Genomic DNA, 26314 nt, shown 5'->3' on the forward strand with positions numbered 1-26314 from the left:
AGGTGTCATGTTCCGCAAGATCCTGGTCGCCAATCGGGGCGAGATCGCCATCCGAGCCTTCCGCGCCGCATACGAGCTGGGGGCCAAGACGGTCGCCGTCTTCCCGTTCGAGGATCGCGGTTCGCTGCACCGGCAGAAGGCCGACGAGTCGTATGCGATCGGCGAGCCCGGGCATCCGGTCCGCGCCTATCTCGACGTCGAGGAGATCATCCGCGTCGCACTCGAGTCGGGTGCCGACGCGATCTACCCGGGCTATGGATTCCTCTCCGAGAATCCGCAGCTCGCGGCGCGCGCGGCCGAAGAGGGCATCACGTTCATCGGGCCGCCGTCGAAGGCGCTCGAGATGGCCGGCAACAAGGTCACGGCGAAGGAGTACGCGATCGCCGCCGGAGTGCCCGTGCTGCGTTCGACCGAGGCCTCGGAGGACGTCGACGAACTCGTCGCGCAGGCGGAGGGCATCGGGTTCCCCATCTTCGTCAAGGCCGTCGCGGGCGGTGGCGGGCGCGGGATGCGCCGCGTCGAGACCCCCGGCGACCTGCCGCCCGCGATCGCCGAGGCCATGCGCGAAGCCGGCGCCGCCTTCGGCGACTCCCGCGTGTTCCTCGAGCAGGCCGTCGTCCGCCCGCGGCACATCGAGGTGCAGATCCTCGCGGATGCCACGGGCCACACCGTCCATCTCTTCGAGCGCGACTGCTCCGTGCAGCGCAGGCACCAGAAGGTCATCGAGATCGCGCCGGCCCCCAACATCACCGACGAACTGCGCGCGGCCCTGCATCGGGATGCCGTCGCCTTCGCCGAGTCGATCGGCTACGTCAACGCCGGCACCGTCGAGTTCCTCGTCGACACCGCAGGAGAGCGCGCGGGCGAGCACGTCTTCATCGAGATGAATCCCCGCATCCAGGTGGAGCACACCGTCACCGAAGAGGTGACGGACGTCGACCTCGTGCAGTCGCAGATGCGCATCGCGGCGGGCGAGACGCTGAACGATCTCGGGCTCGCGCAGGACCAGATCGTGCTGCGCGGGGCGGCTCTGCAGTGCCGGATCACGACCGAGGACCCGTCGCAGGGCTTCCGCCCCGACACGGGCCGTATCACGACGTACCGCTCGCCGGGCGGCGCCGGCATCCGTCTCGACGGCGGAACGACCGCTGCGGGGTCGCAGATCAGCCCGCACTTCGATTCGATGCTCGCGAAGCTCACGTGCCGCGGACGCGACTTCCCGGCGGCCGTCGCTCGCGCCAAGCGCGCCCTCGCCGAGTTCCGCATCCGAGGCGTCGCGACGAACATCCCGTTCCTGCGTGCCGTGCTCGACGATCCCTCGTTCGCCGAAGGCGACCTGTCGACCGCGTTCATCGAAGAGCGTCCGAAGCTGCTCACGGCGAACCCCTCGCGCGACCGCGCCACCAAGCTGCTCACGTGGCTCGCCGATGTGACGGTGAACCGTCCGTACGGCGAGAAGCCGCTGTCGGTCTCGCCCGGCAGCAAGCTGCCCGAACTCGATCTCACGTCGGCTCCGCCGGCGGGCAACCTCCAGCGCCTGCGCGAACTCGGCCCAGAGGGCTTCGCGAAGGCCCTGCGCGCCCAGACGGCCCTGGCCGTCACCGAGACGACCTTCCGCGACGCGCACCAGTCGCTTCTCGCGACGCGCGTGCGCACCCGCGACCTCGTGCGCGTGGGTCCCCACGTCGCCCGGATGACGCCCGAGCTGCTCTCGGTCGAGGCGTGGGGTGGAGCGACCTACGACGTCGCGCTGCGCTTTCTCGCCGAGGACCCCTGGGAGCGCCTCGCGGCCGTGCGCGAAGCCATCCCCAACATCCCGATCCAGATGCTCCTGCGCGGACGCAACACGGTCGGCTACACGCCGCGCCCCGTCGAAGTCACCGACGCGTTCGTGCGCGAGGCCGCCGCGACCGGCGTCGACATCTTCCGCATCTTCGACGCGCTCAACGACGTGAGCCAGATGCGGCCTGCGATCACGTCGGTGCTCGAGACCGGCACGGCCGTCGCCGAGGTCGCCCTCTGCTACACGTCCGACCTCCTCGATCCGAACGAGAAGCTCTACACGCTCGACTACTACCTCCGCCTCGCCGACGACATCGTCTCGTCGGGCGCGCACATCCTCGCGATCAAGGACATGGCCGGCCTGCTGCGACCCGCGGCCGCCACGAAGCTGGTGACGGCGCTGCGTGAGCGGTTCGACGTCCCCGTCCACCTCCACACCCACGACACGGCGGGCGGACAGCTCGCGACGCTGCTCGCCGCGAGCGCGGCGGGGGTGGATGCCGTGGATGCCGCGGCCGCGCCGCTGTCGGGCACCACGAGCCAGCCGTCGCTCTCGGCGCTCGTCGCCGCCCTCGCCCACACCGAGCGCGACACGGGCATCAGCCTGCAGGCGGTGAGCGACCTCGAGCCCTACTGGGAGGCCGTGCGCCACCTGTACCGGCCGTTCGAATCGGGCCTTCCGGGCCCCACCGGTCGCGTGTACCACCACGAGATCCCGGGTGGTCAGCTGTCTAACCTGCGTCAGCAGGCGATCGCCCTCGGCATGGCCGACGACTTCGAGCGCATCGAGGACATGTACGCCGCGGCGGACCGCATCCTGGGCCGCATCCCCAAGGTGACGCCGTCGTCGAAGGTCGTCGGCGACCTGGCGCTCGCGCTGGTCGCGGCAGGCGCCGACCCGGCCGACTTCGCCGAGAATCCGCAGAACTACGACATCCCCGATTCCGTCGTCGGCTTCATGGCGGGCGAGCTCGGCGACCTGCCCGGCGGCTGGCCCGAGCCGTTCCGCACGAAGGTCCTCGCGGGCAAGCAGGTGTCGATCGAGATCCCGCCGCTCACGCCCGAAGAGGCCGAAGGGATCGCGGGGGATGCCGCGACCCGCCGTCGCACGCTGAACCGGCTGCTCTTCCCCGGGCCCGCCAAGGAGTTCGAGAAGAACCGCGAGACCTACGGCGACCTCTCGGCTCTCGGCACGCCCGACTATCTGTACGGGCTCAAGCCGGGGGAGGAGCACGTCGCCGAGATCGATCCCGGTGTGCAGCTCTACGTCGGACTCGAGGCGATCGGCGAGGCCGACGCCAAGGGCATCCGCACCGTCATGGCGATCCTCAACGGGCAGCTTCGGCCGGTGTACGTGCGCGATCGCAGCATCACGGTCGAATCGAAGCAGGTCGAGAAGGCGGACACCTCCAAGCCCGGACAGGTCGCAGCTCCGTTCTCGGGCGTCGTGACGCTCAAGACCGCGGTCGGCGACACCGTCACGGCCGGTCAGCCCGTGGCATCCATCGAAGCGATGAAGATGGAAGCGGCCATCACCGCCCCCGTCGACGGGGTCGTCGAACGACTCGCGATCGGTGAGACGCAGCAAGTGGATGCCGGCGATCTTTTGGTCGTCATCCGCCCTGCCCATTAGCCTGGGGTGCGGCCCTCGCGTGCCTTGATCGGTTCGAGGACGATGACGAGCCGCTCCCGAACCGCTTGGAGTACCCCGCAGTGACGCCCGATCGCCCCGAAAAGCCGCTCGAAGACGACGCCGAGAACGGCGTGCTGGCCGACACCGGAAGCCTCGACACGACGGGGCTCGGCATCATGGGCAACACGACCGCGCAGGTGAGCGTCTCGTTCCCCGAGGAGTCAGCCGACGACTTCTCCGACGACGACGTCGTCGACGACGAAGTGCCCTACGCCGCTGCGGCCGACGTCAGCCGGCCGTTCGTCGTGACGATCGACACGGCCGAGGGAGAGATCATCGACGACGTCGACGAGACGCCCGCCGTCGTGGATGACGACGTCGTGACGGTCGAGCCGGTCGTCGCTGCCGCTCCCGCACGGCCCGAGCCCGTCACGCGTCCCGCTGCGGCAGCGGTGGAGCGCACGACCTACCCCGTGGCGGACGTCGCGCTCACGTCGAAGCGACTGGGCGAGTTCGAACCCGACCGCGAGACGGCCGACCTGCTGACCGCCGATCGCCTGCTGGATCCGCATCAGGTCATCCGCCCCGAGCCCGAGGGCGCGTGGCAGCACTTCGTCTACTCGATCAGCGGGCGCCGCATCAACCTGGGCGACGGGAAGCGTGCCAAGGCGCGCAAGGAGCTCGACCGCCGGATCGCCGCCCCTCTCGCGGGGGGCGCCCGATTCGTGCCGGTGCTGTCGCGCAAGGGCGGCGTGGGCAAGACCACGATCACGACCCTGCTCGGCATGGCCCTCGCCGATGCGCGCGACGACCGGGTCATCGCCGTCGATGCGAATCCCGACCGCGGCACGCTCGCCGAGCGCGTCGCGCGCCCGAGCGGCAAGACGGTCCGCGATCTCGTCCGCATCCACGGCGACGTCGTCGGGTTCAACGACCTCTCGAACATCGTCGCCCGCGATGAGACCCGCCTGGACGTCGTGGCGTCGGATTCCGACCCCCGCGTGTCCGAGGCGTTCAGCGACCAGGACTACGAGGACGTGGCATCCATCGCCGCGCACTACTACTCCATCGTGCTCACCGACACCGGCACCGGCATCGTGCACTCCGTCATGGGCGCGACGCTCGCGCGTGCCAACGAACTCGTCATCGTGTCGGGTCTCAGCGTCGACGAGGCGCGCCTCGCGTCCGAGACGCTCACCTGGCTCGAGACGAACGGCTACGCGGATGCCGTGCGCGGCGCCGTCGTCGTGCTCAACAACGCGCGGCCCGGACTGCCGCTCGTCAAGGCCGACGAGCTCGAGGCGCACTTCCGCTCGCGCGTGCGCGCCGTCGTGCGCATGCCCTACGACGCGCACATCGCCGCGGGCAGCGCCATCACGTTCCGCGACCTGCAGCCCGAGACGCGCCAGGCCGCGCGCGAGCTCGCCGCGACGGTCGTGGAGGGGCTCCGCACGCTCGCACCGGCGGCCTGACGTGGCGGTCAGGTCGATCCGGGTCTTCGGCGACCCCGTGCTGCGTTCCGCATGTGCGCCCGTGGGCACGATCGACGAGGGCACGCGTGCCCTCGTGCAGGACCTCATCGACACCGTCGAACTGCCCGGCCGTGCCGGCGTCGCGGCGAATCAGATCGGTGTCGGCGCGCGCGTGTTCAGCTACAACATCGACGGAGACATCGGCTACCTCATCAACCCCGAGCTCGTCGAGGTCTCGGGCGAGCCCGAGGCGATCGGCGAGGGATGCCTGTCGGTCCCCGGTCTCTGGCACGACACCGTGCGCTATCCGCGAGCGACCGCGCGGGGGATAGACCTCGACGGCAACGAGGTCGTGCTCGAAGGCGAGGGCCTGCTGGCGCAGGCGCTGCAGCACGAGATCGACCATCTCGACGGCAAGCTGTACATCGACCGCCTGACGCCCGAGACGCGGCGCGTGGCGATGCGCGAGATCCGCGAGTCCGACTGGTTCTGACACGGCGAAGCCCCGGACCTCCGAAGAGGCCCGGGGCTCCGGCATCCGTTCGTGCTACGAGATCGACGTGCTCGTCGTGTTGACCGGCACCGCGTAGATCTCGGCGACGTCGTCGGCGAAGTCGTCCATGATGACGTTGCGCTTGATGCTCATCTTGGGCGTGAGGTGGCCGCTCGCCTCGGTCCACTCGGTGGGGAGGATGGTGAACTTGCGGATCGACTCGGCCCGCGAGACGTTCTTGTTCGCGATGTCGATCGCGCGCTGCACCTCGGCGCGAACGGCCGGGTTCTTCGCGGCGTCGGCGAGCGACATGTCGGCGGGAAGCTCGTTGTTGGCGAGCCACGTCGGAAGCATCTCGGAATCGAGCGTGACGAGCGCCGCGATGAACGGCTTCTGGTCGCCGACGACGACGACCTGTCCGACGATCGGGTTGGCGCGGATCGGGTCCTCGAGCGCGGCGGGAGCGACGTTCTTGCCGCCGGCCGTCACGATGATCTCCTTCTTGCGGCCCGTGATCTTCAGGAAGCCCTCGTCGTCGAAGGTGCCGATGTCGCCCGTCTTGAACCAGTCGCCGTCGAACGCCGCGGCCGTGGCCTCGGGATTGCGCCAGTACTCCTTGAAGACGTTGATGCCACGGACCTCGACCTCGCCGTCGTCCGCGAGGCGGACGCCGACGCCGGGGAGCGCGGGGCCGACCGTGCCGATCTTCGACTTCTTGGCGAGGTTGACCGTCGCAGGGGCCGTCGTCTCGGTGAGGCCGTAGCCCTCGAGGATGACGACGCCGAGGCTGTGGAAGAAGTGGCCGAGGCGCGGGCCGAGCGGAGCCGAGCCCGAGATCGCGTAGACGACGCGGCCGCCCATCGCGTCGCGCAGCTTGCTGTAGACCAGCTTGTCGAACAGCGCGAACTTGATCTTGGTGCCGAAGGGGACCTTCTTGCCCTCTTCGAGCATCTTCGAGTGCTCGATGGCGGTCGCAGCGGCGGCGCGGAAGATCTTGCCCTTGCCACCCGCCTCGGCCTTCTGCTCGGCCGAGTTGTAGACCTTCTCGAACACGCGGGGGACGGCGAGGAGGAACGTGGGCTTGAACGAGCCGAGTGCGGGGAGCAGCTGCTTGGTGTCGGGCTGATGACCCGTCTTGACCCCCGCGTGGATGTCGAGGATCGAGATGAAGCGCGCGAAGATGTGCGCCGTCGTGATGAACAGCAGCGTCGAGGCGTCGGGGACGGTGAGGACCTCTTCGAGCGACTTGGAGGAGTTGCGCACGAGCTCGACGAAGTTGCTGTGGGTCAGCACGCAGCCCTTCGGGCGACCGGTGGAGCCCGACGTGTAGATGAGGGTCGCGATGTCGGCGCCGTTGGCGATGTTGCGGCGGCGCTCGATCTCTTCGTCTGTGACGTCCCTGCCCTGTGCGACCAGCTTCTCGAGGTCGCCCGTGTGCATCGCCCAGACCGAGCGGATGAGGGGGACCTCGTCGCGGATCTCGTCGAGGCGGGCGGAGTGGTCTGCGGACTCGACGATGCAGGCGACGGCGCCCGAGTCGGTGAGGTTCCAGGCGATCTGCGCGGGGGAGCTCGTCTCGTAGATCGGCACCATGACCGCGCCGGCGAAGAAGAGCGCCATGTCGACGAGCGTCCACTCGTACGTCGTGCGCGCGATGAAGCCGACCTTGTCGCCGGGCTCGATGCCGCCGGCGACGAAGCCCTTCGCGAGGGCGATGACCTGCTTGTGGAACTCGGCGGCGGTGATGTCGCGCCATCCCGCTCCGTCGGGAACGGCGAAGAGGGCCAGGTTCGGCGTCTTCTTCACCCGCTCGACGAGCAGGTCGGTCACGTTCGCCTGCGGGTCGGCAGGCACGATGGCGGGGACTTCGAACTGAACCACGGCAGCTCCTTCGGTGTCGGGTAACGATCCTTATCGAGTCTAACCCGGCACGGTCTTCGTCGACGGGCCGATCTGCTGAGACTCGATCCCAGTCTAAGTGAACCTGCGTGCCACCTCAGGCGCCCTCCCGTGATCCGGGCGGCACCGTGGATAGACTGCAAGACGCCGTCGCGCACGTGTCGACCGGCCCCGGCGCCGGAGGCGTCCGTCGAGAGAGGACAGCAGGCAGTGCTCAAGGTCGGGATCGACATCGGCGGGACCAAGATCGCCGGAGGCGTCGTCGACGCAGACGGCCATATCGTCGAGAAGCTCCGCGTCGACACGCCCACGGACACCCGCGAACTCGCGCAGGCGGTCGTCGACATGGCGAGGCACTTCATCGCCGAGCACGACGTCAGCGCCGTAGGCGTCGCGGCCGCGGGCTTCGTCGACGCCGACCGGGCCACGATCATCCATGCGCCCAACATCGCGTGGCGCAACGAACCTCTCAAGGCGGTGCTCGAAGCCGGCATCGGCATCCCGGTGACGATCGAGAACGACGCCAACGCGGCGGGCTGGGCCGAGTTCCGATTCGGTGCGGGGCGCGACGCACAGCACATGGTCATGCTCACGATGGGCACAGGCGTCGGCGGTGCCGTCGTGCTCAGCGGGGAGCTCCACCGCGGCGGCCACGGTATCGCCGCCGAGCTCGGTCACACGCGCTTCACGCGCGACGGTCTGCCGTGCGGCTGCGGACAGAACGGATGCATCGAGCAGTACGCCTCGGGTCGCGCCCTGCAGCGCGAGGCCAACGCGATCGCCGACGGCGGCGGCATCGGCGAGGGCCTCGCGGCGCTCCGCGCCGAGAAGGGCACGATCAAGGGCCCGGCGATCTCGCGGCTCGTCCTGGCCGGCGATCCGGGTGCCATCGAGGCGCTGCGCCGGGTGGCGACGGCCCTGGGCGAGGCCTGCGGCGGATTCCAGGCCATCCTCGACCCGGAGCTCTTCGTGATCGGCGGGGGAGTCGCGCAGCTCGGCGAAGATCTTCTCGCCCCCGTCCGGATCGCGTACGAGACGTCGCTGCCCGGCTACGGCGACCGCCCGACGGCCGAGTTCGCGATCGCCGAACTCGGCAACGACGCGGGTCTCATCGGTGTCGCAGACCTCGCGGTGCCGTCGGGAGGAGTGGTCTAGCCGATGTTCTACTGGCTCATGAAGTACGTCGTCATCGGCCCGATCGTCAAGGCGATCTGGCGCCCGTGGATCATCGGGCGCCGCAACGTCCCCGCCGAAGGCGCGGCGATCCTCGCGAGCAATCATCTGTCGGTCATGGACTCGGTCTTCCTTCCTCTCATGATCGATCGCCGGATGTCGTTCCTCGCCAAGAGCGACTACTTCACCGGCAAGGGCATCAAGGGCTGGTCGACCCGGATGTTCATGAAGGCGACGGGTCAGATCCCGATCGACCGGTCGGGCGGAAAGGCGTCCGAAGCATCCCTCAACACGGGTCTCCAGGTGCTCGGCCGCGGCGACCTGCTCGGCATCTACCCGGAGGGCACGCGGAGCCCCGACGGTCGGCTCTACCGCGGACGCACGGGCCTTGCCCGCATGGCGCTCGAGGCCCATGTGCCCGTCGTGCCGGTCGTCATGGTCGACACCGAGACGATGCTCCCCATCGGCCACACGATCCCGCGGGTCGTCCGCATCGGAGTCGTGATCGGCGAACCGCTCGACTTCTCCCGTTTCGCCGGTATGGAGGGCGATCGCTACATCCTCCGCTCCGTCACGGACGAGATCATGGTGGCGCTGCAGCGACTCGGCGAGCAGCAGTACGACGACGTCTACGCATCCACCGTCAAGGACCGCCTGCCGGCGAAGCCCTGACCGCGCGCAACACGGCCGGAGCGGCATCCCCGCGCCGATAGACTTGGCGGATGCTTCAGCACCTCGACGCGCTCGACCACTGGCGGACTCTGCCGATCAAGCAGCAGCCCGCATGGCCCGACGCCGACGCGGTGGCCGCGGTGTCGGATGAGATCAGCACGCTTCCCCCGCTCGTCTTCGCGGGCGAGGTCGACAACCTGCGCGATCGGCTCGCGCGTGCCGCATCGGGCAAGGCGTTCCTCCTGCAGGGCGGAGACTGCGCCGAGACCTTCGCCGGTGCGACGGCTGAGCAGATCCGCAACCGCATCAAGACCGTTCTGCAGATGGCGGTCGTGCTGACGTACGGCGCGTCGATGCCGATCGTGAAGATGGGGCGGATGGCGGGTCAGTTCGCCAAGCCCCGCTCGAGCGATTCCGAGACGCGCGGAGACGTCACCCTCCCCGCGTACCGCGGCGACATCGTCAACGGCTACGACTTCACCGAGGTGTCCCGCCGGGCCGACCCGCAGCGACTGCTGAAGGGGTACCACACCGCGGCATCCACCATCAATCTCATCCGCGCGTTCACGCAGGGTGGCTTCGCCGACCTGCGCGAGGTGCACTCGTGGAACAAGGGCTTCGCGCAGAACCCCGCCAACCAGCAGTACGAGCGCCTCGCGACCGAGATCGACCGCGCGATCAAGTTCATGGAGGCCGCCGGAGCCGACTTCGACGAGCTCAAGCGCGTCGAGTTCTACACGGGCCACGAGGGCCTGCTGATGGACTACGAGCGCCCCATGACGCGCATCGACTCGCGCACGGGCACGCCGTACAACACGTCCGCCCACTTCCTGTGGATCGGTGAGCGCACGCGCGAGCTCGACGGCGCGCACGTCGACTACTTCTCGATGATCCGCAACCCGATCGGCGTCAAGCTCGGGCCCACGACATCGCCCGACACGACTCTCGCCCTCATCGACAAGCTCGACCCCGAGCGCGAGCCCGGCCGACTGACCTTCATCACGCGCATGGGCGCGGGCAAGATCCGCGACGCGCTGCCGCCGCTGCTCGAGGCGGTGCGCGACTCCGGGGCGACCCCGCTGTGGGTCACCGACCCGATGCACGGCAACGGCATCACGACGCCGACCGGTTACAAGACGCGCCGCTTCGACGACGTCGTCGACGAGGTCCGCGGCTTCTTCGAGGCGCATCGCGCCGTCGGCACGTTCCCGGGCGGCATCCACGTCGAGCTCACCGGCGACGACGTCACCGAATGCCTCGGCGGGTCGGAGGAGATCGACGAGGCCGCGCTCGCGACGCGCTACGAGAGTCTCTGCGACCCGCGCCTCAACCACATGCAGAGCCTCGAGCTCGCCTTCCTCGTGGCCGAGGAGCTCGAGAAGCTGTAGTGCGCCGAGACTGCCGGATGCCGCGGGCCCCGCGACCGGTCAGTTCGTGAATCGATGGCGTACGGCGTCAGACGCCCGACGATCGGACTTTGATGTCTGTGCCCGGGCGCACGGGCGTGCCTTCAGCGGGATCCGTGCCCTCGGCCGTGAAGAAACCCCAGAACGCCTCGGGAATGGATGTCTGAGGGTTGAGGCCGGCATCGCGGAGCTTCTTCATCGCGTCGCCGAGCGACAGACCCTGTACGGCGGGCACCGGGACAGGCTCGGGCCCCTTTGAGATCACCAGTGTGACGGTGTCGCCCGGTGCGAGCGGTGTGCCGTCAGCCTTGTCTGCGATGCGGATCACGAGGTCGGCCTTGACGTCGTTGCTGTACTCGCTCGGCGTGTCTGCCGCGACGGAGAGCTCGACAGTCGCGAGAGCATTCGTGGCGTCCTGAACGGACAGGCCCGAGACGCCGGGCACGGCGCCCGCGGAAACGAGCAGGGTCGCGGTGTCGCCTTGGTGCACGGTGCACGCGACGGTGCAGTCGATCGCGTCACCGCCGGCGGCGGGGGCGACGGATGCCGAGAGCACGATGTCCTTCGCGATATCGGCCGAGAAGACCCGCGCCGCGTCGTCGTCCACGGAGACGACGTTCTCCTGGAGGTACGTGCGGGCCTGGTCCTCGCTCATGCCGGCGAGCGGATTGAGCGAGACTTCGGCAGGGCCGAGGGACACGTAGACGTCGACGGACGTGTTCTTGTCGACGCGCGTCCCGGCCTCGGGCACGGTGCGGATGACGGTGCCCGCCTCGACATCCAGACTCGTCTCGCTCTTCTCGACCGCCACCAGAGTGTCCTGCAGCAGACGATCCGAGGCCTGCTGGAACGTCCCGCCCGACACGTCGGCGATCGCGACGAGGGAGCCGGGGCCCGAGCCGAACCACCAGCCGGCACCCCCGGCGGCGGCGGCGAGCAGCAGCACGAGCACGAGCATCCATGCGCCCCGCACCGAACGCCTCTTCGTGGCCCGGCGCAGGCGCGTCGCGTTGTCGGCGGTATCGAGCGGCGCGGTCGCGTTCGCCCCCGTGGCGGGGAGCACCTGGGTGAGTTCGCCCGACGGGATGCCCTCGTCGCGGATCGTGCCGACGGGCGGCGTGCGCGTGATCTGCGGCGAGATGCCGAGCTCGCGCTCGATCTCGCGCAGGCGTTCGAGCATCTCGCGCGCGTCGAGCGGGCGATCGTCGGGGGAGCGCTCCGTGGCCCACAGCACGAGCTCGTCGAGCTGCTCGGGAACGCCGGGGTTCTTGACGCTCGGCCGCGGCACGGAGTCCGTCGCGTGCTGGAACGCGATCTGCATCGGCTGCTCGCCCTTGTACGGCTGTTCGCCGGTGAGCATCTCGTACAGCATGATGCCGAGGGCGTAGATGTCGCTGCGGGCATCCGCCGTGCCGCGCGTGACGAGCTCGGGCGCGAGGTAGGCGATCGTGCCGAGCAGCTGCGCACCGGTCGCCGTGTTGGCGGTCGTCGCGCGCGCGAGCCCGAAGTCGCCGATCTTGACCCGGCCGTCTTCTGCGAGCAGGACGTTCTCGGGCTTGACGTCGCGGTGCACGATGCCGGCGCGGTGGGCGGCGGCGAGGCCCGACAGGATCGCGTCCATGATCGTGACGGCCTGCGGGACGGTCAGCCGGCGCTGCTCGCGCAGGAGATCGCGCAGCGTGACCCCCGGCAGGTACTCCATGACGAGGTAGGCCATCTCGCCGTCCTGGCCCTGGTCGAAGACGTTGACCACGTGCGGATCGGCGAGCCGCGCGGCCGCGCGGGCCTCTTGGATGAACCGGCTCTGGAACACCGAGTCGTCGCTCAAGTGGCCGTGCATGACCTTCAGAGCGACGCGGCGCTCGAGGCGCAGATCGGTCGCGACGTAGACGGTCGCCATGCCTCCGCGAGCGATGCGGGCGCGCACGCGGTATCGGCCGTCCACCAGACGGCCGATCAGCGGGTCTGCCTGCTGACTCGTGCTCACGACGAAAGTCTACGGAGCGGAAGGCACGACTCCCGGCAGCGGCTCACCTGCACGGCGGGCCGACGTGCATCAGCCGAGGGCTGCGAGCCAGGCGTACGCGGGCTGTTCCCAGCGCGCATAACGATCCGGGAACGCCGAGATCTGCACGGCCTGGGCGGCCTGCGCGAACGACATGCCCTCCCAGCCCGGGATGTCCAGGAGGCCCCGCGTCCGCGATCCGTTGGGGTCGGAGGCGCCGCCGAAGAACACCTTCGTCGCCCGGACGGGGTCGAGGATCTCGGCGGGCGTGCCCCATCCCGTGCTGGGGCGCTGCTGGAACAGGCCGAGCGAATCCCGGTCGCCCCAGTCGAGGTTGCGGATCCAGGATTCCTGCATCGCTGCGCCGAGCGCGATCGCGATGCCGCGGTCCGAGACGCCGAGTTCCCGGCCGACCTGGATGATGACGCGCGCGTTCGCGACCTGCTCGGCGTCCAGCCCGTCGACGGACGCGGCCGGGGCCGGGGCCGCCGCGGGGGCTGCGGCCAGGCCCGCGGCGCCCGGGATGGCGAGAGTCTGGCCGGGGTAGATGATCGATGACCAGCCGAGCCCGTTCGCGTCGAAGACGGCCTTGAGCGTGATCCCGTACCGCTGTGCGATGCCGCTGAGCGTGTCGCCGCCGCTGACCGTGTGAGTGGTGGATGCCGCGGGCGCCGCCGGCGCGGGAGCCGGTGCTGCCGCCGGCGCCGCAGCAAGCGCCGCGGCACCGCCGGGGATCGCGATGGTCTGCCCGGGGTAGATGACCGAAGAGTAGTCGAGCCCGTTGGCGTCGAAGAGCGCCCGGAGGGTCACGCCGTGGCGCTGCGCGATGCCGATGAGCGTGTCGCCGCCGCGCACCGCGTACGTGGAGGCGGGGGCCGGAGCCGGGGCGGGGGCGGCGGCGCCGACGAGCGTCAGCGTCTGTCCGGGGTAGATGACCGACGACCACGACAGCCCGTTGAGCGCGAGCACGTCGGCTGTGCGCAGACCGAAGCGCTGCGCGATGGTGCTGACGGTGTCGCCTGCGACGACCGTGTACGTCGGCGGTGCGACGACCGACCTGACCGCGCCGTGGAGCACGGATGCCGGAATCGCGGTCAGCGTGAGGCCGCGGGCGTTCTCGGCCTCGGCGGGGAACGCCTGCGCCGGCGCCGCGCTCATCACGAGGGCGATGGAGCCCGCGAGTGCGGCAGGCACGGCGAGAGTGCGCGCCTGGCGCGACGAACGGAAAGCGGTGTCGAACGGCATGAGGTCCCCCCTTTTCGACTGCACTCACCGTGTCACGGAAGTGAATCAGAGTCAACAGATGCTATAAGAAGTGGCTTGTGTGGCTCATGTGACGAATGTGATCCGCGCGACCGTGATCCGCGGGCCCTCGAGTGGGATAGTGGGGGAGTGACCGATGACCTCGCGCAGCAGCATCCCACCGCCTGGCTCTCCCTCCCCGAACTCGCCGAGATCCTCGACGAGCCCGTCGGCCGTGTCAGACGGCTCCTCGACGACCTGCACCTGATCGGATCCCGTCGCCACGGCGCCATCAGCGTGCCCGCCGTGTTCATCAAGGACGGCGAACCCCTCACCTCCCTCCGCGGAACCGTGATCGTGCTGCACGACGCCGGCTTCACCGACGACGAGGCGATCGACTGGCTGCTCTCTCCCGACGACTCGATCGGGATCGCGCCCATCGACGCTCTCGTCGCGGGACGCAAGGCCGAGGTGCGCCGCGTGGCGGCGACGCTGGCCTGAGGAATCAGGTCGTTCGCACCGTCGCGGCACGCGCGAGATCGCGCAGCTCGCCGACGGCGGCGTTGTCGAGGCGGGCGCCCGACAGGGAGCGCTCCGCTTCGCGCGCGTAGTCGGCGATGAGCGCCTCGACGCGCTCGAGGGCGCCCGTCTCGACGATCGTGCGCTGGAGCGACGCGATCTGCTCCGCGTCCAGGAGGGGGTCGCCGACGAGTTCGTCGACGATGCGACGCGCGGGCAGCGGCAGCGCCTCGCGCGTGTACGCGATGAGGACTGTGCGCTTGCCTTCGCGCAGATCGTCGCCCGAGGGCTTGCCCGTCACGCTCTCGTCGCCGAAGACGCCCAGCACGTCGTCGCGCAGCTGGAACGCCATCCCGAGCGGGTGGCCGAAGGCCCGCAGCGCGTCGAGCTGTGCGGCATCCGCCCCCGCGAGGGCCGCGCCGATCGCGAGGGGCTGCTCGATGGAGTAGCGCGCCGACTTGAGCGACGCGACGCGCAGTGCGCGCTCGGCATGGCGTTCGTCGGGTTCCGTGAGGAACGCGGACTCCTCGGCGATGTCGAGGAACTGGCCGATCGTGACCTCGCGTCGCATGATCGCGTACTGCGCGCGCGCCGCGGAGGCGATGGATGCTTCGCCCCCCGTGAGCGCATCTTCGAGCAGGTCGTCGCTCCAGGCCACGAGCAGGTCGCCGAGCAGGATCGCGCCGGAGCGTCCGAACGCCTCGGCATCACCCGTCCAGTGCGCCGCGCGGTGCGCGGCCTCGAGGGCGCGGTGGGCGGCGGGGCGTCCGCGACGGGTGTCGGAGTTGTCGATGACGTCGTCGTGCACGAGGGCCGCCGCGTGGAAGATCTCGAGCGCGGCGGCCGCGCCGACGACAGCCTGTGTCATCGGAGTGCGGGCGCCTGCGGCATCCTCCACCGCCCTCCACCCCGCGATCAGGAAGCGGCCGCGCAGGCGCTTGCCGCCGCGGAGGACGTCGGCCGCAGCCTCGACGAAGAGCGCGGCTTCGGGGCCGAAGCCCTGGCTTTCGGATCTCTGAACGGCGACGAAGTTGTCGAGTCGCTGGGAAACCGCTTCGATCGCATCCGGGGAGGGTGACACGGGCCTAGCCTAGTGATCGACGAGCGACGTAGAATCGTCGAAGACATAGCACCAGAGGGGGATGCATGCCACTCTCCGAACAGGAGCAGCGCCTGCTGGACGAGATGGAACGCCATCTCATGCGCAACGACGCGGACGTCGTGAGCGCGCCCACAGACGGCCGCACCCTCAGCTACCGGAACATCGTGTACGGCACGGTCCTGGTCCTCCTGGGCCTCGGCGGTCTCATCGTCGGCGTGGCGGCCCCGCTCATCGTCGTCGGCGTCATCGGCTTCGTCGTCATGCTCGGCGGCGTCATCCTCGCCGTCACTCCGACGCGCGGCCTCGGGAAGATCCCCACGGCCGAACCGGATCGACCCGCCAAGGCGAAGACCAACACCTCTTTCATGGATCGCATGAACGACCGGTGGGACAAGCGCCAGGGCGACCACTGATCCCTGCCGCTCCGCGCGGCCACCACTCGAAAAGCACCGACCTCCGGGTCGGTGCTTTTTTGCGTGCGCGGAGTGCGCTTTGGGGCGTGGGGGAGATTCCGACGGCATTTCGATAGCGATGTGGAGGAAAGTGGAGTAGCGTGGAGCCAAATCCCGCGGGGGCCGGACGAAGGGGGGTGGCGACCGATGCTGTTGGGCACGCACACTCCCAAGCTCGACGACAAGGGCCGCGTCATCCTTCCGTCGAAGTTCCGAGACGATCTCGGTGCCGGCGTCGTCATCACCCGCGGGCAGGACCGCTGCCTCTACGTCTTCAGCACGCAGGAGTTCGAGCGTGTGCACGAGCGCATCCGCGAGGCCCCCCTCGCGAACAAGCAGGCCCGTGACTTCCTGCGCATGTTCCTCTCCGGCGCGAGCGCCGAGAAGCCCGACAGCCAGAATCGCGTCACGATCCCGCCGCCGCTGCGCGCGTACGCGGGGCTCCAGAAGGAGCTCGTCGTGACGGGCGTCGGCGCCCACGCCGAGATCTGGGATGCCGATGCCTGGAACTCCTACGCCGCCGCCAACGAAGAGACCTACGCCGAACTGGAGCAGGAGGTGATCCCGGGCCTGTTCTGAGGCCCTTCGGTCCTGACTCCCAGCCGCTCACCCCTGGCGCACCTTCCCCGGTGCCAGGTCGGAGCGGATGGGGATCAGGACCGAAGGTCCACCGGATCCCGCAGCATCATGAGCCTCCGCGACATCCACACTCCCGTTCTGCTCGACCGGTGCGTCGAGCTGCTCGCTCCCGCGCTCGAGCGCGACGGCGCGGTCTTCGTCGACGCGACGCTCGGCATGGGCGGCCACTCCGAGGCGTTCCTCGAGCGGTTCCCCGGACTCCACCTGGTCGGCCTCGACCGCGACACCGACGCGCTGCGGATCGCGGGGGAGCGTCTCGCGCGCTTCGGCGACCGCGTCTCGCTCGTGCACACGGTGTACGACGGCATCGCCGAGGCTGTCGCGTCGGCGGGCTTCGCCGCGGCCGACGGCATCCTGTTCGATCTCGGCGTCTCGTCGCTGCAGCTCGACGAGGCCGAGCGCGGCTTCGCCTACTCGCAGGACGCGCCGTTGGACATGCGCATGGATCAGACCGCCGGCACGACAGCGGCCGACATCCTCGCGACCTACGGCGAGGGCGACCTCCGGCGAATCTTCGAGCGCTACGGCGAGGAGAAGCTCGCAGGGCGCTACGCCCGGGCGATCATCGCGGCCCGCGACGACGCCGCGATCGAGCGCTCTGGGCGGCTGGTCGAGATCCTGATCGCGGCGACCCCCTACGCCGCTCAGCGGTCGGGGCACCCTGCGAAGCGCGTCTTCCAGGCGCTGCGCATCGAGGTCAACCGTGAGCTCTCGGTGCTCGAGCGCGCCATCCCGGCCGCCCTCGGCATCCTTCCCGTCGGCGGACGCATCGTCGTGCTGGCGTACCAGTCCCTCGAAGACCGGCTCGTCAAGCGCGAGTTCGCCGACGCCTCCGCCTCCACGACGCCCCCGGGGCTCCCGGTGGAGCTCGAGGCCCACGCGCCACGGTTCCGTCTGCTGGTCAAGGGCGCCGAGCTCGCGTCCGATGAGGAGCGCGCGACCAACCCGCGCGCGACACCGGTGCGGCTGCGCGCCGCCGAGCGCATCAGGGGGGCGCGATGAGCGCCGTCCCCGTCGTCGCCCCGGTCCCGGCGAAGAAGCGCGCTCCGCGCCGGACGTTCGGCATCGCACCGGCCCCGAAGAAGCGCCGGCGCCCGCGGCTCGTGTACGGCATCGTCGCGGTGGCCGGAGCGTTCGCGATCGGCGCCGCGCAGATGTCGCTCTCGATCCTCACGACGCAGACGTCCTACGAACTGACGAAGCTCACCAGTCAGCAGCGCGAACTGACGTGGCAGAAGCAGATCCTGGCCGACGACGTCGCCGGTCTCGGCTCGCCGCAGTACCTCGCGGCGAACGCGGCGGCGCTGGGCATGGTCATCAACGAATCGCCGAGCTACCTGCGACTGAGCGACAACGCGCTCCTCGGCTCGGGCCAGGCGGCCGCGTGGACGTCCTCCGTCGATGCGATCGGCCGCGGCGCCGTCGCGAACTCTCTCATCGCCTCGACCCCGCTCGTCACCGTGGAGGACGCCACGATCGAGGGCGTCACCCCGCCGCCGGCGGATCTGACCACCGGAGACGCCAACACACCGCCGCCGATCACCGACGGTCTGCCCATTCCGAGCACACACTGATTCCATGACGACGAGAGCAACCCGCAGCCCGCGCCGGCGCACGGTCGTGGCGCTGGCCGTCGTCCTCGCCGTCCTGGGGGCGTTCTTCGTGCGGCTGGTCGACATCCAGGTGGTGAACGCCGACGAGCACGTCGCGGATTCGCTCGACAAGGCCCTCGCGGGATCGCAGACGCTGTACGGCGCTCGCGGGGCGATCGTCGACGATACGGGCCAGACCCTGGCGGGCAGCATCCTGCTCTACGACTGCCAGCTGAGCCCGCTGCTCATCACGCAGATCGACGCCGACATCGCGAACGGCAAGTCCACCGCGAAGCCGTGGTCGGAGGTCTCGACGCAGATCGCCACCATCACGGGCTCCACCCCCGAGGCGGTGCAGGCGATCGTGTCGACGGCGTTGGCGCAGGATGCCTCGTCGCAGTACGCCGAGCTCGGCCGGGGTCTCTCGACGGAGCAGTACCGCGCCCTCGCCGACCTCGGCGCCCCCTACCTCGCGTGCCTCTCGCATCCGGCCCGCACATATCCCGACGGCGCCGTCGCCGGCAACCTGATCGGATTCGTGGGAAGCGACGGCGAGCCGCTCGAGGGCCTCGAGGCGATGGAGGACTCGTGCCTCGCCTCGACCAACGGATCGCTGTCGTACCAGAAGGGCAAGGACGGCGTCATCATCCCCGGCACGGAGCGCGAGGTGCCCGCCGTCGACGGCGGCACGCTGCAGCTGACGATCGACCGCGACCTCAACTGGTACATGCAGCAGCTGATCGCCGAGCAGACGCAGGACATGGGCGCCCAGAGCGGGTCGATCCTCGTCGTCGAGACCAAGACGGGCAAGATCCGGGCCGCGGCCGAGTACCCGACCGTGGACCCGAACAACATCGACGGCTCCGGACCCGACGATCGCTCGAGCCGCATCTTCCGCGGCACGTTCGAGCCCGGCTCGACCTTCAAGGCGCTCACGGCGTCGACGGTGATGGATGCCGGCGGCCAGACACCGTTGTCGACCGTGCTCGCCTCGGGCTACGAGAAGTTCCCCAACGGCGCCGTCGTGCGAGACGCCTTCGCGCACCCGGCCTACAACTACACGCTCGCCGGGGTGCTCATGGACTCGTCGAACGCCGGCATCTCGAAGTTCAGCGAGAAGGTCGACACCCAGACGCGCTACGACTACCTGAAGAAGTTCGGCATCGGCGAGGGCTCGGCGGTGGGGTTCCCCGGCGAGGCGTCGGGTGTGCTCCGCTCGCCCGACCAGTGGGACAACCAGACGGTCTACAACACCTCGTACGGGCAGGGTCTCACGACCACGATGCCCGAACTCGCCGGCGCGTATGCGGCGCTCGGCAATGACGGCGTGCGCATGCCGCTGTCGCTCGTCGAGTCGTGCACGAAGGCCGACGGCACCGTCGTGACGCCCAAGCTGCCCGCCCCCGTGCGCGTCGTGAGCGCGCAGACGGCGACGTACGCCCGCGAGATGCTCGAGAACGTCTTCTTCCAGAGCGGTGTGTCGGATCGCCTCGTGGCCGCGGGCTACCGCGTCGGCGGCAAGACGGGTACCGGTGAGAAGGCGGACCTCGTCAACGGCGGCTACAAGAACGGCGTGTATTACACGACGATGATCGGCCTCGCGCCGATCGAGGATCCCCAGTTCGTCGTCGTGGTCACCCTGGACGAGCCGACGAAGGTAAAGTCGTCTGCGGCCAACGGGACCGCGTTCCAGAAGGCGGTGACCCAGGTGCTCAAGGCATACCGGGTGCTTCCTTCCACGACGTCGCCGACGCTGCTGCCCAAACTGGGCTGAGCGGCGCGAGATCCGGCCACGGAGACCTCATGATCGCCTTGACCCTCGCCCGCCTGACCGACGCCGTGCAGGGCGTGCTGCATCCCTTCGGCGACGATTCCCCCGAGACCGTCGTCTCGGGAGCGGTCGACACCGACTCGCGCCTCATCGAACCGGGGGGCGTCTTCGTCGCCAAACCGGGCGAGCAGACCGACGGCCACCTGTTCGTCGGGCCGGCGATCGATCGGGGTGCCGCGGTCGCGATCGTCGAGCGCCTCGTCGATGCCCCCGTCTCGCAGATCGTGGTTCGGGATGCCGTGGCCGCGCTCTCGGACCTCGCACGCGTCGTCGTGGCCGACGTCCGCGCCGGCGGCGCACTGCGGATCGTCGGGATCACCGGGTCCAACGGCAAGACGACGACCAAGAACCTGCTGGCGCGGATCCTCGAGGGCGAGGGCGGGACCGTCTCTCCTCGAGCGTCGTTCAACAACGAGGTCGGCGCGCCGCTGACGATGCTGCGCGTGACGGATTCGACCCGGTTCCTGGTGAGCGAGTTCGGCGCGAGCGGCCCCGGCGCGATCGCGCACCTCGCGGGCCTCGTCGAGCCCGACCTCGGCGTCGTGCTCATGGTCGGCATGGCGCACGCCGGCGGCTTCGGCGGCATCGAGGGCACCTTCCAGGCGAAGTCCGAGCTCGTGCGCGCGCTGCGTCCGGGCGGAGTCGCGGTGCTGAACGCCGACGACGCGCGGGTCGCCGCGATGGCGCCGATCGCCGCGGAGCGCGGCGTCGCCGTGCGCTGGTTCGGGCGCGGCCCCGAGGCCGCCGTGCGCGCCGACGACGTCGTGGTGACGGCATCCGGGACCTCCTGCGTCGTCACCGTCGACGGCGCGTCGATGCCCCTCCACCTCAAGGTCCTGGGCGAGCACCACGTGATGAACGCCCTCGCCGCGATCGCCGCCGCCACGACGCTCGGCGTATCGCTCGCCGACTCGGTCTCGCGCCTGGAGACCGTCGAGATCGCCGAGCGCTGGCGCATGCAGCCCCTGGGGTCCGACCGGGTGCGCATCATCAACGACGCGTACAACGCCTCTCCGGACTCGATGGCGGCCGCCCTGCGCACGCTCGCGCAGATCACGGGCCCGGGCGAGCGCATGGTCGCCGTCCTCGGCGCGATGAGCGAGCTGGGCGAATACGCGGGCGAGGAGCACGACCGCGTCGGCGAGCTCGCGGTGCGGCTGCGCATCCCGCGCATCGTCGTCATCGGGACCGAGGCGCGTCGCATGTTCCTCGCCGCCGTCGCCCAGGGCTCGTGGGACGACGAGGCGGTGTTCTTCGCCACGGCCGACGAGGCGTACGACTATCTCGTGGACGAACTGCGCGACGGCGACCGGGTGCTCGTCAAGTCCTCGAACGCGGCGGGTCTGCGTTTCCTGGGCGATCGTCTGGGAGAATCGTTCTCGTGAGATCCCTCCTGACGGCAGCCGCGATCTCGCTGGCATTCACCCTCTTCCTCACCCCCGTCTTCCTGCGGCTCTTCCGCAAGTGGGGCTGGGGTCAGGTGATCCGCACGCCGGAAGACATCCGCAATCCGAGCCACGGCGAGAAGCGCGGCACGCCGACCATGGGCGGCACGATCTTCATCGTCGGCGCCCTCGTCGGATACCTCGTCGGCACGTACACGGGCAACAACCCGCCCACCATCTCGGGATGGCTCGTCATCTGGATGATGGTCGGTCTCGGCGTGGTCGGCTTCATCGACGACTTCATGAAGGTGCGCAGCCAGCGCAGCCTCGGGCTGACCGGGTGGCGCAAGGTGCTGGGCCAGGTGCTCGTGACGGTCCCGTTCGGCATCGCGGCGCTCATGTTCCCCGATTCGAGCGGCGAGACACCCGCTTCCCCCTACATCTCGATCTTCCGCGACGTCCCGTGGCTGGGCTTCATGACCCTCGGCCTCATCGTCGGGTGGATCCTCTACCTCGTGTGGGTGACGTTCATCGGCGTCGCGTTCTCGAACAGTGCGAACGTGACCGACGGACTCGACGGACTCGCGGCGGGCTGTGCCATCTTCGTCGTCGGCGCCTACAGCCTCATCGCCTTCTGGCAGTTCAATCAGGCCTGCGGCGGCGGCGCGCTCTCGCCCGACCTCGGCTCCGCGTGCTACGAGGTGCGCGATCCGTTCGATCTCGCCATCATCGCGGCGTCGTTCGTCGGCGCGCTCGTCGGATTCCTGTGGTGGAACGCCCCCAAGGCGGAGGTCTTCATGGGGGATGTCGGGTCCCTCGCGATCGGCGGCGTCATCGCGGCGCTCGCGATCCTCACCCGCACCGAGCTGCTCGCGGTGCTCGTGGCCGGCGTCTTCATCATCGGACCGGGCTCGGTGATCCTGCAGCGTCTGTACTTCAAGGCGACGCGCGGCAAGCGGCTGTTCCTGATGAGCCCCTTCCATCACCATCTCGAGATGCGCGGATGGTCCGAGATCTCGATCGTGATCCGGATGTGGATCATCGCGGGCCTGCTCGCCGTCTCGGGGATCGGCTTCTTCTACGTCGAGTGGCTCTCGCGCACATGAGCGCCGCCCGCCTCGACACGCTCACGAGCTGGCACGCGGACTGGAAGGGCCTGCGCGTCGCCGTGCTCGGGCTCTCGGTCACGGGCTTCTCGGCGGCCGACACCCTCGCCGAGCTCGGCGCCGAGGTCGCGGTCTTCACCGAAGACGCGAGCGAGGAGTACGCCGCGCTCGTGCCCGTCATCGGCGCGACCCTGTGGACGGGCTCGCTCGCCGAGCCTCCCGCGGCACTCGCCGACTTCGCGCCCGACGTCGTCGTCGCCTCGCCCGGGTTCGCACCGCACCATCCCGTCATCGAGTGGGTCCGCGAAGCGGGCATCGCGCTGTGGGGCGATGTGGAGCTCGCATGGCGCGTGCGCGACAAGGTCGTGCGGGCCGACGGCGCACCAGCCGACTGGATCCTCATCACCGGTACGAACGGCAAGACCACGACGACGCGTCTGACCGCGACGATGCTCGTCGCCGGGGGCCTGCGCGCCGCTCCGGTCGGCAACATCGGCACACCGGTGCTCGACGCCGTCCGCGATCCCGCGGGCTTCGACGCCCTCGTCGTCGAGCTGTCGAGCCACCAGCTGTGGTACCTGGGTCTGCAGACCGGGCCCGAGCCGCTGTCGCCGCACGCGGCGGTGTGCCTCAACCTCGCCGACGACCACCTAGAGTGGCACGGCTCGGCGGATGCCTACCGCGACGCGAAGGCGCACGTCTACGACAACACGCGCATCGCGTGCGTCTACAACAAGGCGGATGCCGCGACCCGCGAGATGGTCGAGGACGCAGAGGTCGTCGAGGGCGCCCGCGCCATCGGATTCGACCTCGGCGTGCCCGGGCCGAGCGATCTCGGCCTCGTGGACGGCATCCTGGTCGACCGCGCCTTCCTCGAGGACCGCCGCACCAGCGCCCTCGAGCTCACGACGCTCGCCGATCTCGCCGCCCGCGGTCTCGCCGCGCCGCACATCGTCGCGAACATCCTCGCGGCGGCCGCGCTCGCGCGCTCGCTCGACGTGCCGCCCGAGGCGATCCGCGACGCGCTCGAGGGTTTCCGGCTCGACCCGCATCGCATCGAGGTCGTCGCCGTCGCGGCGGGCGTCACGTGGGTGGACGACTCGAAGGCGACGAATCCTCACGCCGCGGCATCCTCCCTCGCCGCCTATCCGGGTGCCGTGTGGGTCGTCGGCGGTCTTCTCAAGGGCGTCGACATCTCGGATCTCGTCGCCTCCCGCGGATCCAGTGCGAAGGCTGCCATCGTGATCGGCGCCGACCGGTCGGCTGTCGTCGCGGCGTTCTCGCGACACGCGCCCGAGGTGCCGGTCTTCGAGGTCGACGACGCTCAGACTGAAGACGTCATGGCGCAGGTCGTCGAGACGGCGATGAGTGTCGTGCAGGACGGAGACGTGGTGCTCCTTGCTCCTGCCGCGGCATCCTTCGATCAGTTCTCGTCGTACTCGGACCGTGGCCGGCGCTTCGCCGCAGCAGTGAACGATCGCCTCGGGAGGGGGAGCGATGGCGGGAACGACCGCGACGCGCACCCCTCGGCCGACGCCTGACGACACGTCGAAGTCGCGGCGCGGACTCGCCGCACGTGTGTCGCTCGGGCGGGTCTTCGCACCGGTGCCGAGCGAATTCCTGCTGATCACCTCGACGGCGCTGCTGCTGACGGTCTTCGGACTCGTCATGGTGCTCTCGGCGACGTCGGCGACGGCGACGGCTGCGGGCGAGCCTCCGTACGAGGCGATGATCAAGCAGGGCGTCTTCGCCGTGATCGGCGTGCCGCTCATGTTCGTCGCCAGCCGCTTCCCGATCTCGTTCTGGAAGCGCATGGCATGGCCATCGCTCATCCTCGCGACGCTCTTCCAGCTGCTCGTCTTCGTGCCGGGCCTGGGCGTGGAGGCGCACGGAAACCGCAACTGGGTCCAGATCGCGGGCTTCCAGTTCCAGCCCGCGGAGTTCCTGAAGCTGACCCTCGCGCTGTGGCTGGGCTACGTCCTGTTCCGCAAACAGACGCTGCTCGCCTCGTGGAAGCACGTGGCGATCCCGATCGTTCCGGTCTCCTTCCTCGTCATCCTCACGGTGCTCGTGGGTGGCGACCTCGGCACGGCCATGGTGCTCGTCCTCATCGTCCTGGGCGCCCTCTTCTTCTCGGGCGTCAAGCTGCGGATCTTCCTCGTGCCGCTCATCCTCGGTGTCATCCTCGTCGCGGTCTACGCCATCACGAGCCCCAACCGCATGGCGCGCATCATGAGCCTCTTCAACGAGAACTGCCTCGACGACTACCTCACGAGCTGCTATCAGCCGCTGCACGGTATGTGGGCCCTCGCGAGCGGCGGCATCTTCGGTCTCGGTCTGGGCAACTCGCGCGAGAAGTACGACTGGCTGCCCGCCGCGGCGAACGACTACATCTTCGCGATCGTGGGAGAAGAGCTCGGCCTCATCGGCTGCGTCGTCGTCCTCGCCCTGTTCGCGCTGTTCGCCGTCGGCGCGTTCCACGTCATCCGCAAGACGAACGACCCGTTCGTGCGCATCGTGTCGGGCGGCATCACGGTCTGGATCGTCGGCCAGGCGCTCATCAACGTGGGCGTCGTGCTGCGCGTCTTCCCCGTGCTGGGCGTGCCCCTGCCGTTCATGTCGCAGGGCGGCACGTCGCTGCTGTCGGTGCTGGTCGCGTGCGGCGTGCTGCTGTCGTTCGCGCGCTCGCTCCCTGTGCCGCGCACGCCCTCCGCGCCGCGGGCATCCACGCGCTCGCGTGCGAAGATCGCTGAGTGAGTTCTCCCCGCACGTACCTTCTCGCCGGTGGTGGCACCGCGGGTCATGTCAATCCGCTGCTCGCGGTCGCCGATGCGCTGCGCGAGCGCGAGCCCGACGCTCTCGTGCTGGTGCTCGGCACGCGCGAGGGCCTCGAGACGCGGCTCGTGCCGGCGCGGGGCTACGAGCTCGTGTTCGTGGACAAGGTGCCGTTCCCGCGACGCCCGAATCGGGATGCCGCGGCCTTCCCTGCGCGCTTCCGCCGCGCGATCGCACAGGTGCGGACGATCATCGCCGATCGCGGAGTCGACGTGGTGGTGGGCTTCGGCGGGTACGCCTCCGCTCCCGCGTACGTCGCCGCACGTCGTGCGAGGGTTCCGTTCGTGGTGCACGAGGCCAACGCCAAGCCCGGGTTGGCGAACATCCTCGGAGCGCGGCGGGCCGCATCCACCGGCGTCGCCTTCGAGGGCACCCCCCTGCGAAATTCGCGCGTCGTGGGCATGCCCCTGCGCCGCGAGCTGATGGAGCTCGACCGCGCTGCGGTGCGTGCCGAGGCCGCCGATCATTTCGCGCTCGACCCCGCGAAGCCCACGCTGCTCGTGTTCGGCGGCTCGCTCGGCGCAGCGCGGCTCAACGCGGCGTTCGAGGGCGCATGGCAGGACGTGCTCGACGCCGGATGGCAGCTGCTGCACGTCACGGGGGAGCGGTCGGAGCTTCAGGATCCGGATGCCGACGGCTACGCGATGCGCCGCTACGTCGACCGCATGGACCTCGCCTTCGCCGCGGCCGACCTGATCGTCTCGCGCGCCGGGGCGGCGACCGTGAGCGAGATCAGTGCGCTCGGGATCCCCGCCGTCTACGTCCCGTACGCCGTGGGCAACGGGGAGCAGGCGCAGAACGCCGCATCGGCCGTCCGTGCGGGAGCGGCGCGGATCATCCCCGATGCGCAGTTCACGGCCGATCGGGTGCGGCAGGAGGTCGTCCCGCTGCTGGCCGACGATGCGGCGCGCCATCGGATGGCGGAGGCGGCGGCATCCATCGGCGAACGCCGCGGGACCGAGAACGTCGTCGCCCTCGTCGACGAGGCGCTCGCCTAGGTGTTCTTCCCCGTGAGGTTGTGAACGCGTTCGGCGGGGGTTGAGCCTCCGAGCCCGGTGTGGGGTCGATGGTGATTG

21 protein-coding genes are annotated in these 26314 nt (G+C 69.8%); 17 read left to right on the plus strand and 4 right to left on the minus strand.

The genetic code is table 11. The features are described 5' to 3' along the window. Positions 1-7: 7 nt before the first annotated feature. From ACTIFV_RS17975 to def, 3 genes are all read left to right on the plus strand, one after another. Positions 8-3415 carry a pyruvate carboxylase gene (locus ACTIFV_RS17975; RefSeq protein WP_439594177.1) on the plus strand — a complete coding sequence of 1136 codons (3408 nt, stop codon included), beginning with the start codon at positions 8-10 and terminating at the stop codon, positions 3413-3415. Between the two features lie 80 nt (positions 3416-3495). Further along, entirely contained in the window at positions 3496-4887 is a 1392-nt protein-coding gene (locus ACTIFV_RS17980) for a MinD/ParA family ATP-binding protein (protein WP_439594178.1), read from the plus strand. 1 nt (position 4888) lies between these two features. Next, the gene (gene def, locus ACTIFV_RS17985; RefSeq protein WP_439594179.1) at positions 4889-5380 is read left to right on the plus strand and encodes a peptide deformylase; all 492 of its coding nucleotides are present in this window, start codon (positions 4889-4891) and stop codon (positions 5378-5380) included. Positions 5381-5434: 54 nt separating this feature from the next. On the opposite strand, the gene ACTIFV_RS17990 is transcribed toward def, so the two are convergent. Then, a complete protein-coding gene (locus ACTIFV_RS17990; protein ID WP_439594180.1) occupies positions 5435-7261 on the minus strand; it encodes an AMP-dependent synthetase/ligase in 1827 nt (608 codons plus the stop codon). Positions 7262-7489: 228 nt separating this feature from the next. On the opposite strand from ACTIFV_RS17990, the gene ACTIFV_RS17995 reads away from it, so the two are divergent. From ACTIFV_RS17995 to ACTIFV_RS18005, 3 genes are read left to right on the plus strand one after another with little or no spacing between them, the layout of a single operon-like run. Further along, positions 7490-8434, plus strand: a complete 945-nt coding sequence (locus ACTIFV_RS17995; protein ID WP_439594181.1) for an ROK family glucokinase — start codon at positions 7490-7492, stop codon at positions 8432-8434. 3 nt (positions 8435-8437) lie between these two features. Beyond that, a complete protein-coding gene (locus tag ACTIFV_RS18000; protein WP_439594182.1) occupies positions 8438-9124 on the plus strand; it encodes a lysophospholipid acyltransferase family protein in 687 nt (228 codons plus the stop codon). A 50-nt stretch (positions 9125-9174) separates the two neighbouring features. Then, positions 9175-10512, plus strand: a complete 1338-nt coding sequence (locus ACTIFV_RS18005) for a class II 3-deoxy-7-phosphoheptulonate synthase (protein WP_439594183.1) — start codon at positions 9175-9177, stop codon at positions 10510-10512. A gap of 67 nt (positions 10513-10579) precedes the next feature. Here ACTIFV_RS18005 and pknB read toward each other — a convergent pair whose 3' ends face one another. Together pknB and ACTIFV_RS18015 are read right to left on the minus strand one after the other, a co-directional pair. After that, positions 10580-12517, minus strand: a complete 1938-nt coding sequence (gene pknB, locus ACTIFV_RS18010) for a Stk1 family PASTA domain-containing Ser/Thr kinase (RefSeq protein WP_439594184.1) — start codon at positions 12515-12517, stop codon at positions 10580-10582. Positions 12518-12586: 69 nt separating this feature from the next. Next, on the minus strand, positions 12587-13780 hold the full coding sequence (locus ACTIFV_RS18015) for a LysM peptidoglycan-binding domain-containing protein (RefSeq protein ID WP_439594185.1): 1194 nt from the start codon (positions 13778-13780) through the stop codon (positions 12587-12589). A 147-nt stretch (positions 13781-13927) separates the two neighbouring features. Here ACTIFV_RS18015 and ACTIFV_RS18020 point away from each other — a divergent pair, with 147 nt between their 5' ends. Next, positions 13928-14278, plus strand: coding sequence for an Rv2175c family DNA-binding protein (locus ACTIFV_RS18020; protein WP_439594186.1), 351 nt, complete (start codon positions 13928-13930; stop codon positions 14276-14278). Positions 14279-14282: 4 nt separating this feature from the next. Here ACTIFV_RS18020 and ACTIFV_RS18025 read toward each other — a convergent pair whose 3' ends face one another. After that, positions 14283-15377, minus strand: coding sequence for a polyprenyl synthetase family protein (locus ACTIFV_RS18025; protein WP_439594187.1), 1095 nt, complete (start codon positions 15375-15377; stop codon positions 14283-14285). 65 nt (positions 15378-15442) lie between these two features. Here ACTIFV_RS18025 and ACTIFV_RS18030 point away from each other — a divergent pair, with 65 nt between their 5' ends. The 10 genes from ACTIFV_RS18030 to murG all read left to right on the plus strand — a co-directional run bounded on the left by ACTIFV_RS18030 (position 15443) and on the right by murG (position 26236). Continuing rightward, positions 15443-15811 (plus strand): DUF3040 domain-containing protein, encoded by a 369-nt coding sequence (locus ACTIFV_RS18030; protein WP_439594188.1) that lies wholly within the window; start codon positions 15443-15445, stop codon positions 15809-15811. A 186-nt stretch (positions 15812-15997) separates the two neighbouring features. Next, the gene (gene mraZ, locus ACTIFV_RS18035) at positions 15998-16429 is read left to right on the plus strand and encodes a division/cell wall cluster transcriptional repressor MraZ (RefSeq protein WP_439594189.1); all 432 of its coding nucleotides are present in this window, start codon (positions 15998-16000) and stop codon (positions 16427-16429) included. A 108-nt stretch (positions 16430-16537) separates the two neighbouring features. Next, positions 16538-17491 (plus strand): 16S rRNA (cytosine(1402)-N(4))-methyltransferase RsmH, encoded by a 954-nt coding sequence (gene rsmH / locus ACTIFV_RS18040; protein ID WP_439594190.1) that lies wholly within the window; start codon positions 16538-16540, stop codon positions 17489-17491. Then, on the plus strand, positions 17488-18063 hold the full coding sequence (locus ACTIFV_RS18045; protein WP_439594191.1) for a hypothetical protein: 576 nt from the start codon (positions 17488-17490) through the stop codon (positions 18061-18063). Before rsmH ends, ACTIFV_RS18045 begins: the two co-directional genes overlap by 4 nt. Before the next feature lie 4 nt (positions 18064-18067). Beyond that, complete coding sequence (locus ACTIFV_RS18050) at positions 18068-19855, plus strand: peptidoglycan D,D-transpeptidase FtsI family protein (protein WP_439594192.1); 1788 nt, start codon at positions 18068-18070, stop codon at positions 19853-19855. 29 nt (positions 19856-19884) lie between these two features. Next, positions 19885-21297, plus strand: a complete 1413-nt coding sequence (locus ACTIFV_RS18055) for a UDP-N-acetylmuramoyl-tripeptide--D-alanyl-D-alanine ligase (protein ID WP_439594193.1) — start codon at positions 19885-19887, stop codon at positions 21295-21297. Further along, positions 21294-22403: a phospho-N-acetylmuramoyl-pentapeptide-transferase gene (gene mraY / locus ACTIFV_RS18060; protein WP_439594194.1), complete on the plus strand. Its 1110-nt coding sequence runs from the start codon at positions 21294-21296 to the stop codon at positions 22401-22403. The genes ACTIFV_RS18055 and mraY overlap by 4 nt, the downstream gene beginning before the upstream one ends. Beyond that, positions 22400-23944 carry a UDP-N-acetylmuramoyl-L-alanine--D-glutamate ligase gene (murD, locus tag ACTIFV_RS18065; RefSeq protein ID WP_439594195.1) on the plus strand — a complete coding sequence of 515 codons (1545 nt, stop codon included), beginning with the start codon at positions 22400-22402 and terminating at the stop codon, positions 23942-23944. Before mraY ends, murD begins: the two co-directional genes overlap by 4 nt. Further along, a complete protein-coding gene (gene ftsW, locus ACTIFV_RS18070; protein WP_439594196.1) occupies positions 23901-25160 on the plus strand; it encodes a putative lipid II flippase FtsW in 1260 nt (419 codons plus the stop codon). Before murD ends, ftsW begins: the two co-directional genes overlap by 44 nt. Beyond that, complete coding sequence (gene murG / locus ACTIFV_RS18075) at positions 25157-26236, plus strand: undecaprenyldiphospho-muramoylpentapeptide beta-N-acetylglucosaminyltransferase (protein WP_439594197.1); 1080 nt, start codon at positions 25157-25159, stop codon at positions 26234-26236. The genes ftsW and murG overlap by 4 nt, the downstream gene beginning before the upstream one ends. Positions 26237-26314 lie beyond the last annotated feature (78 nt).

It is taken from the genome of Microbacterium sp., from assembly GCF_051860965.1.
Lineage (GTDB): Bacteria > Actinomycetota > Actinomycetes > Actinomycetales > Microbacteriaceae > Microbacterium.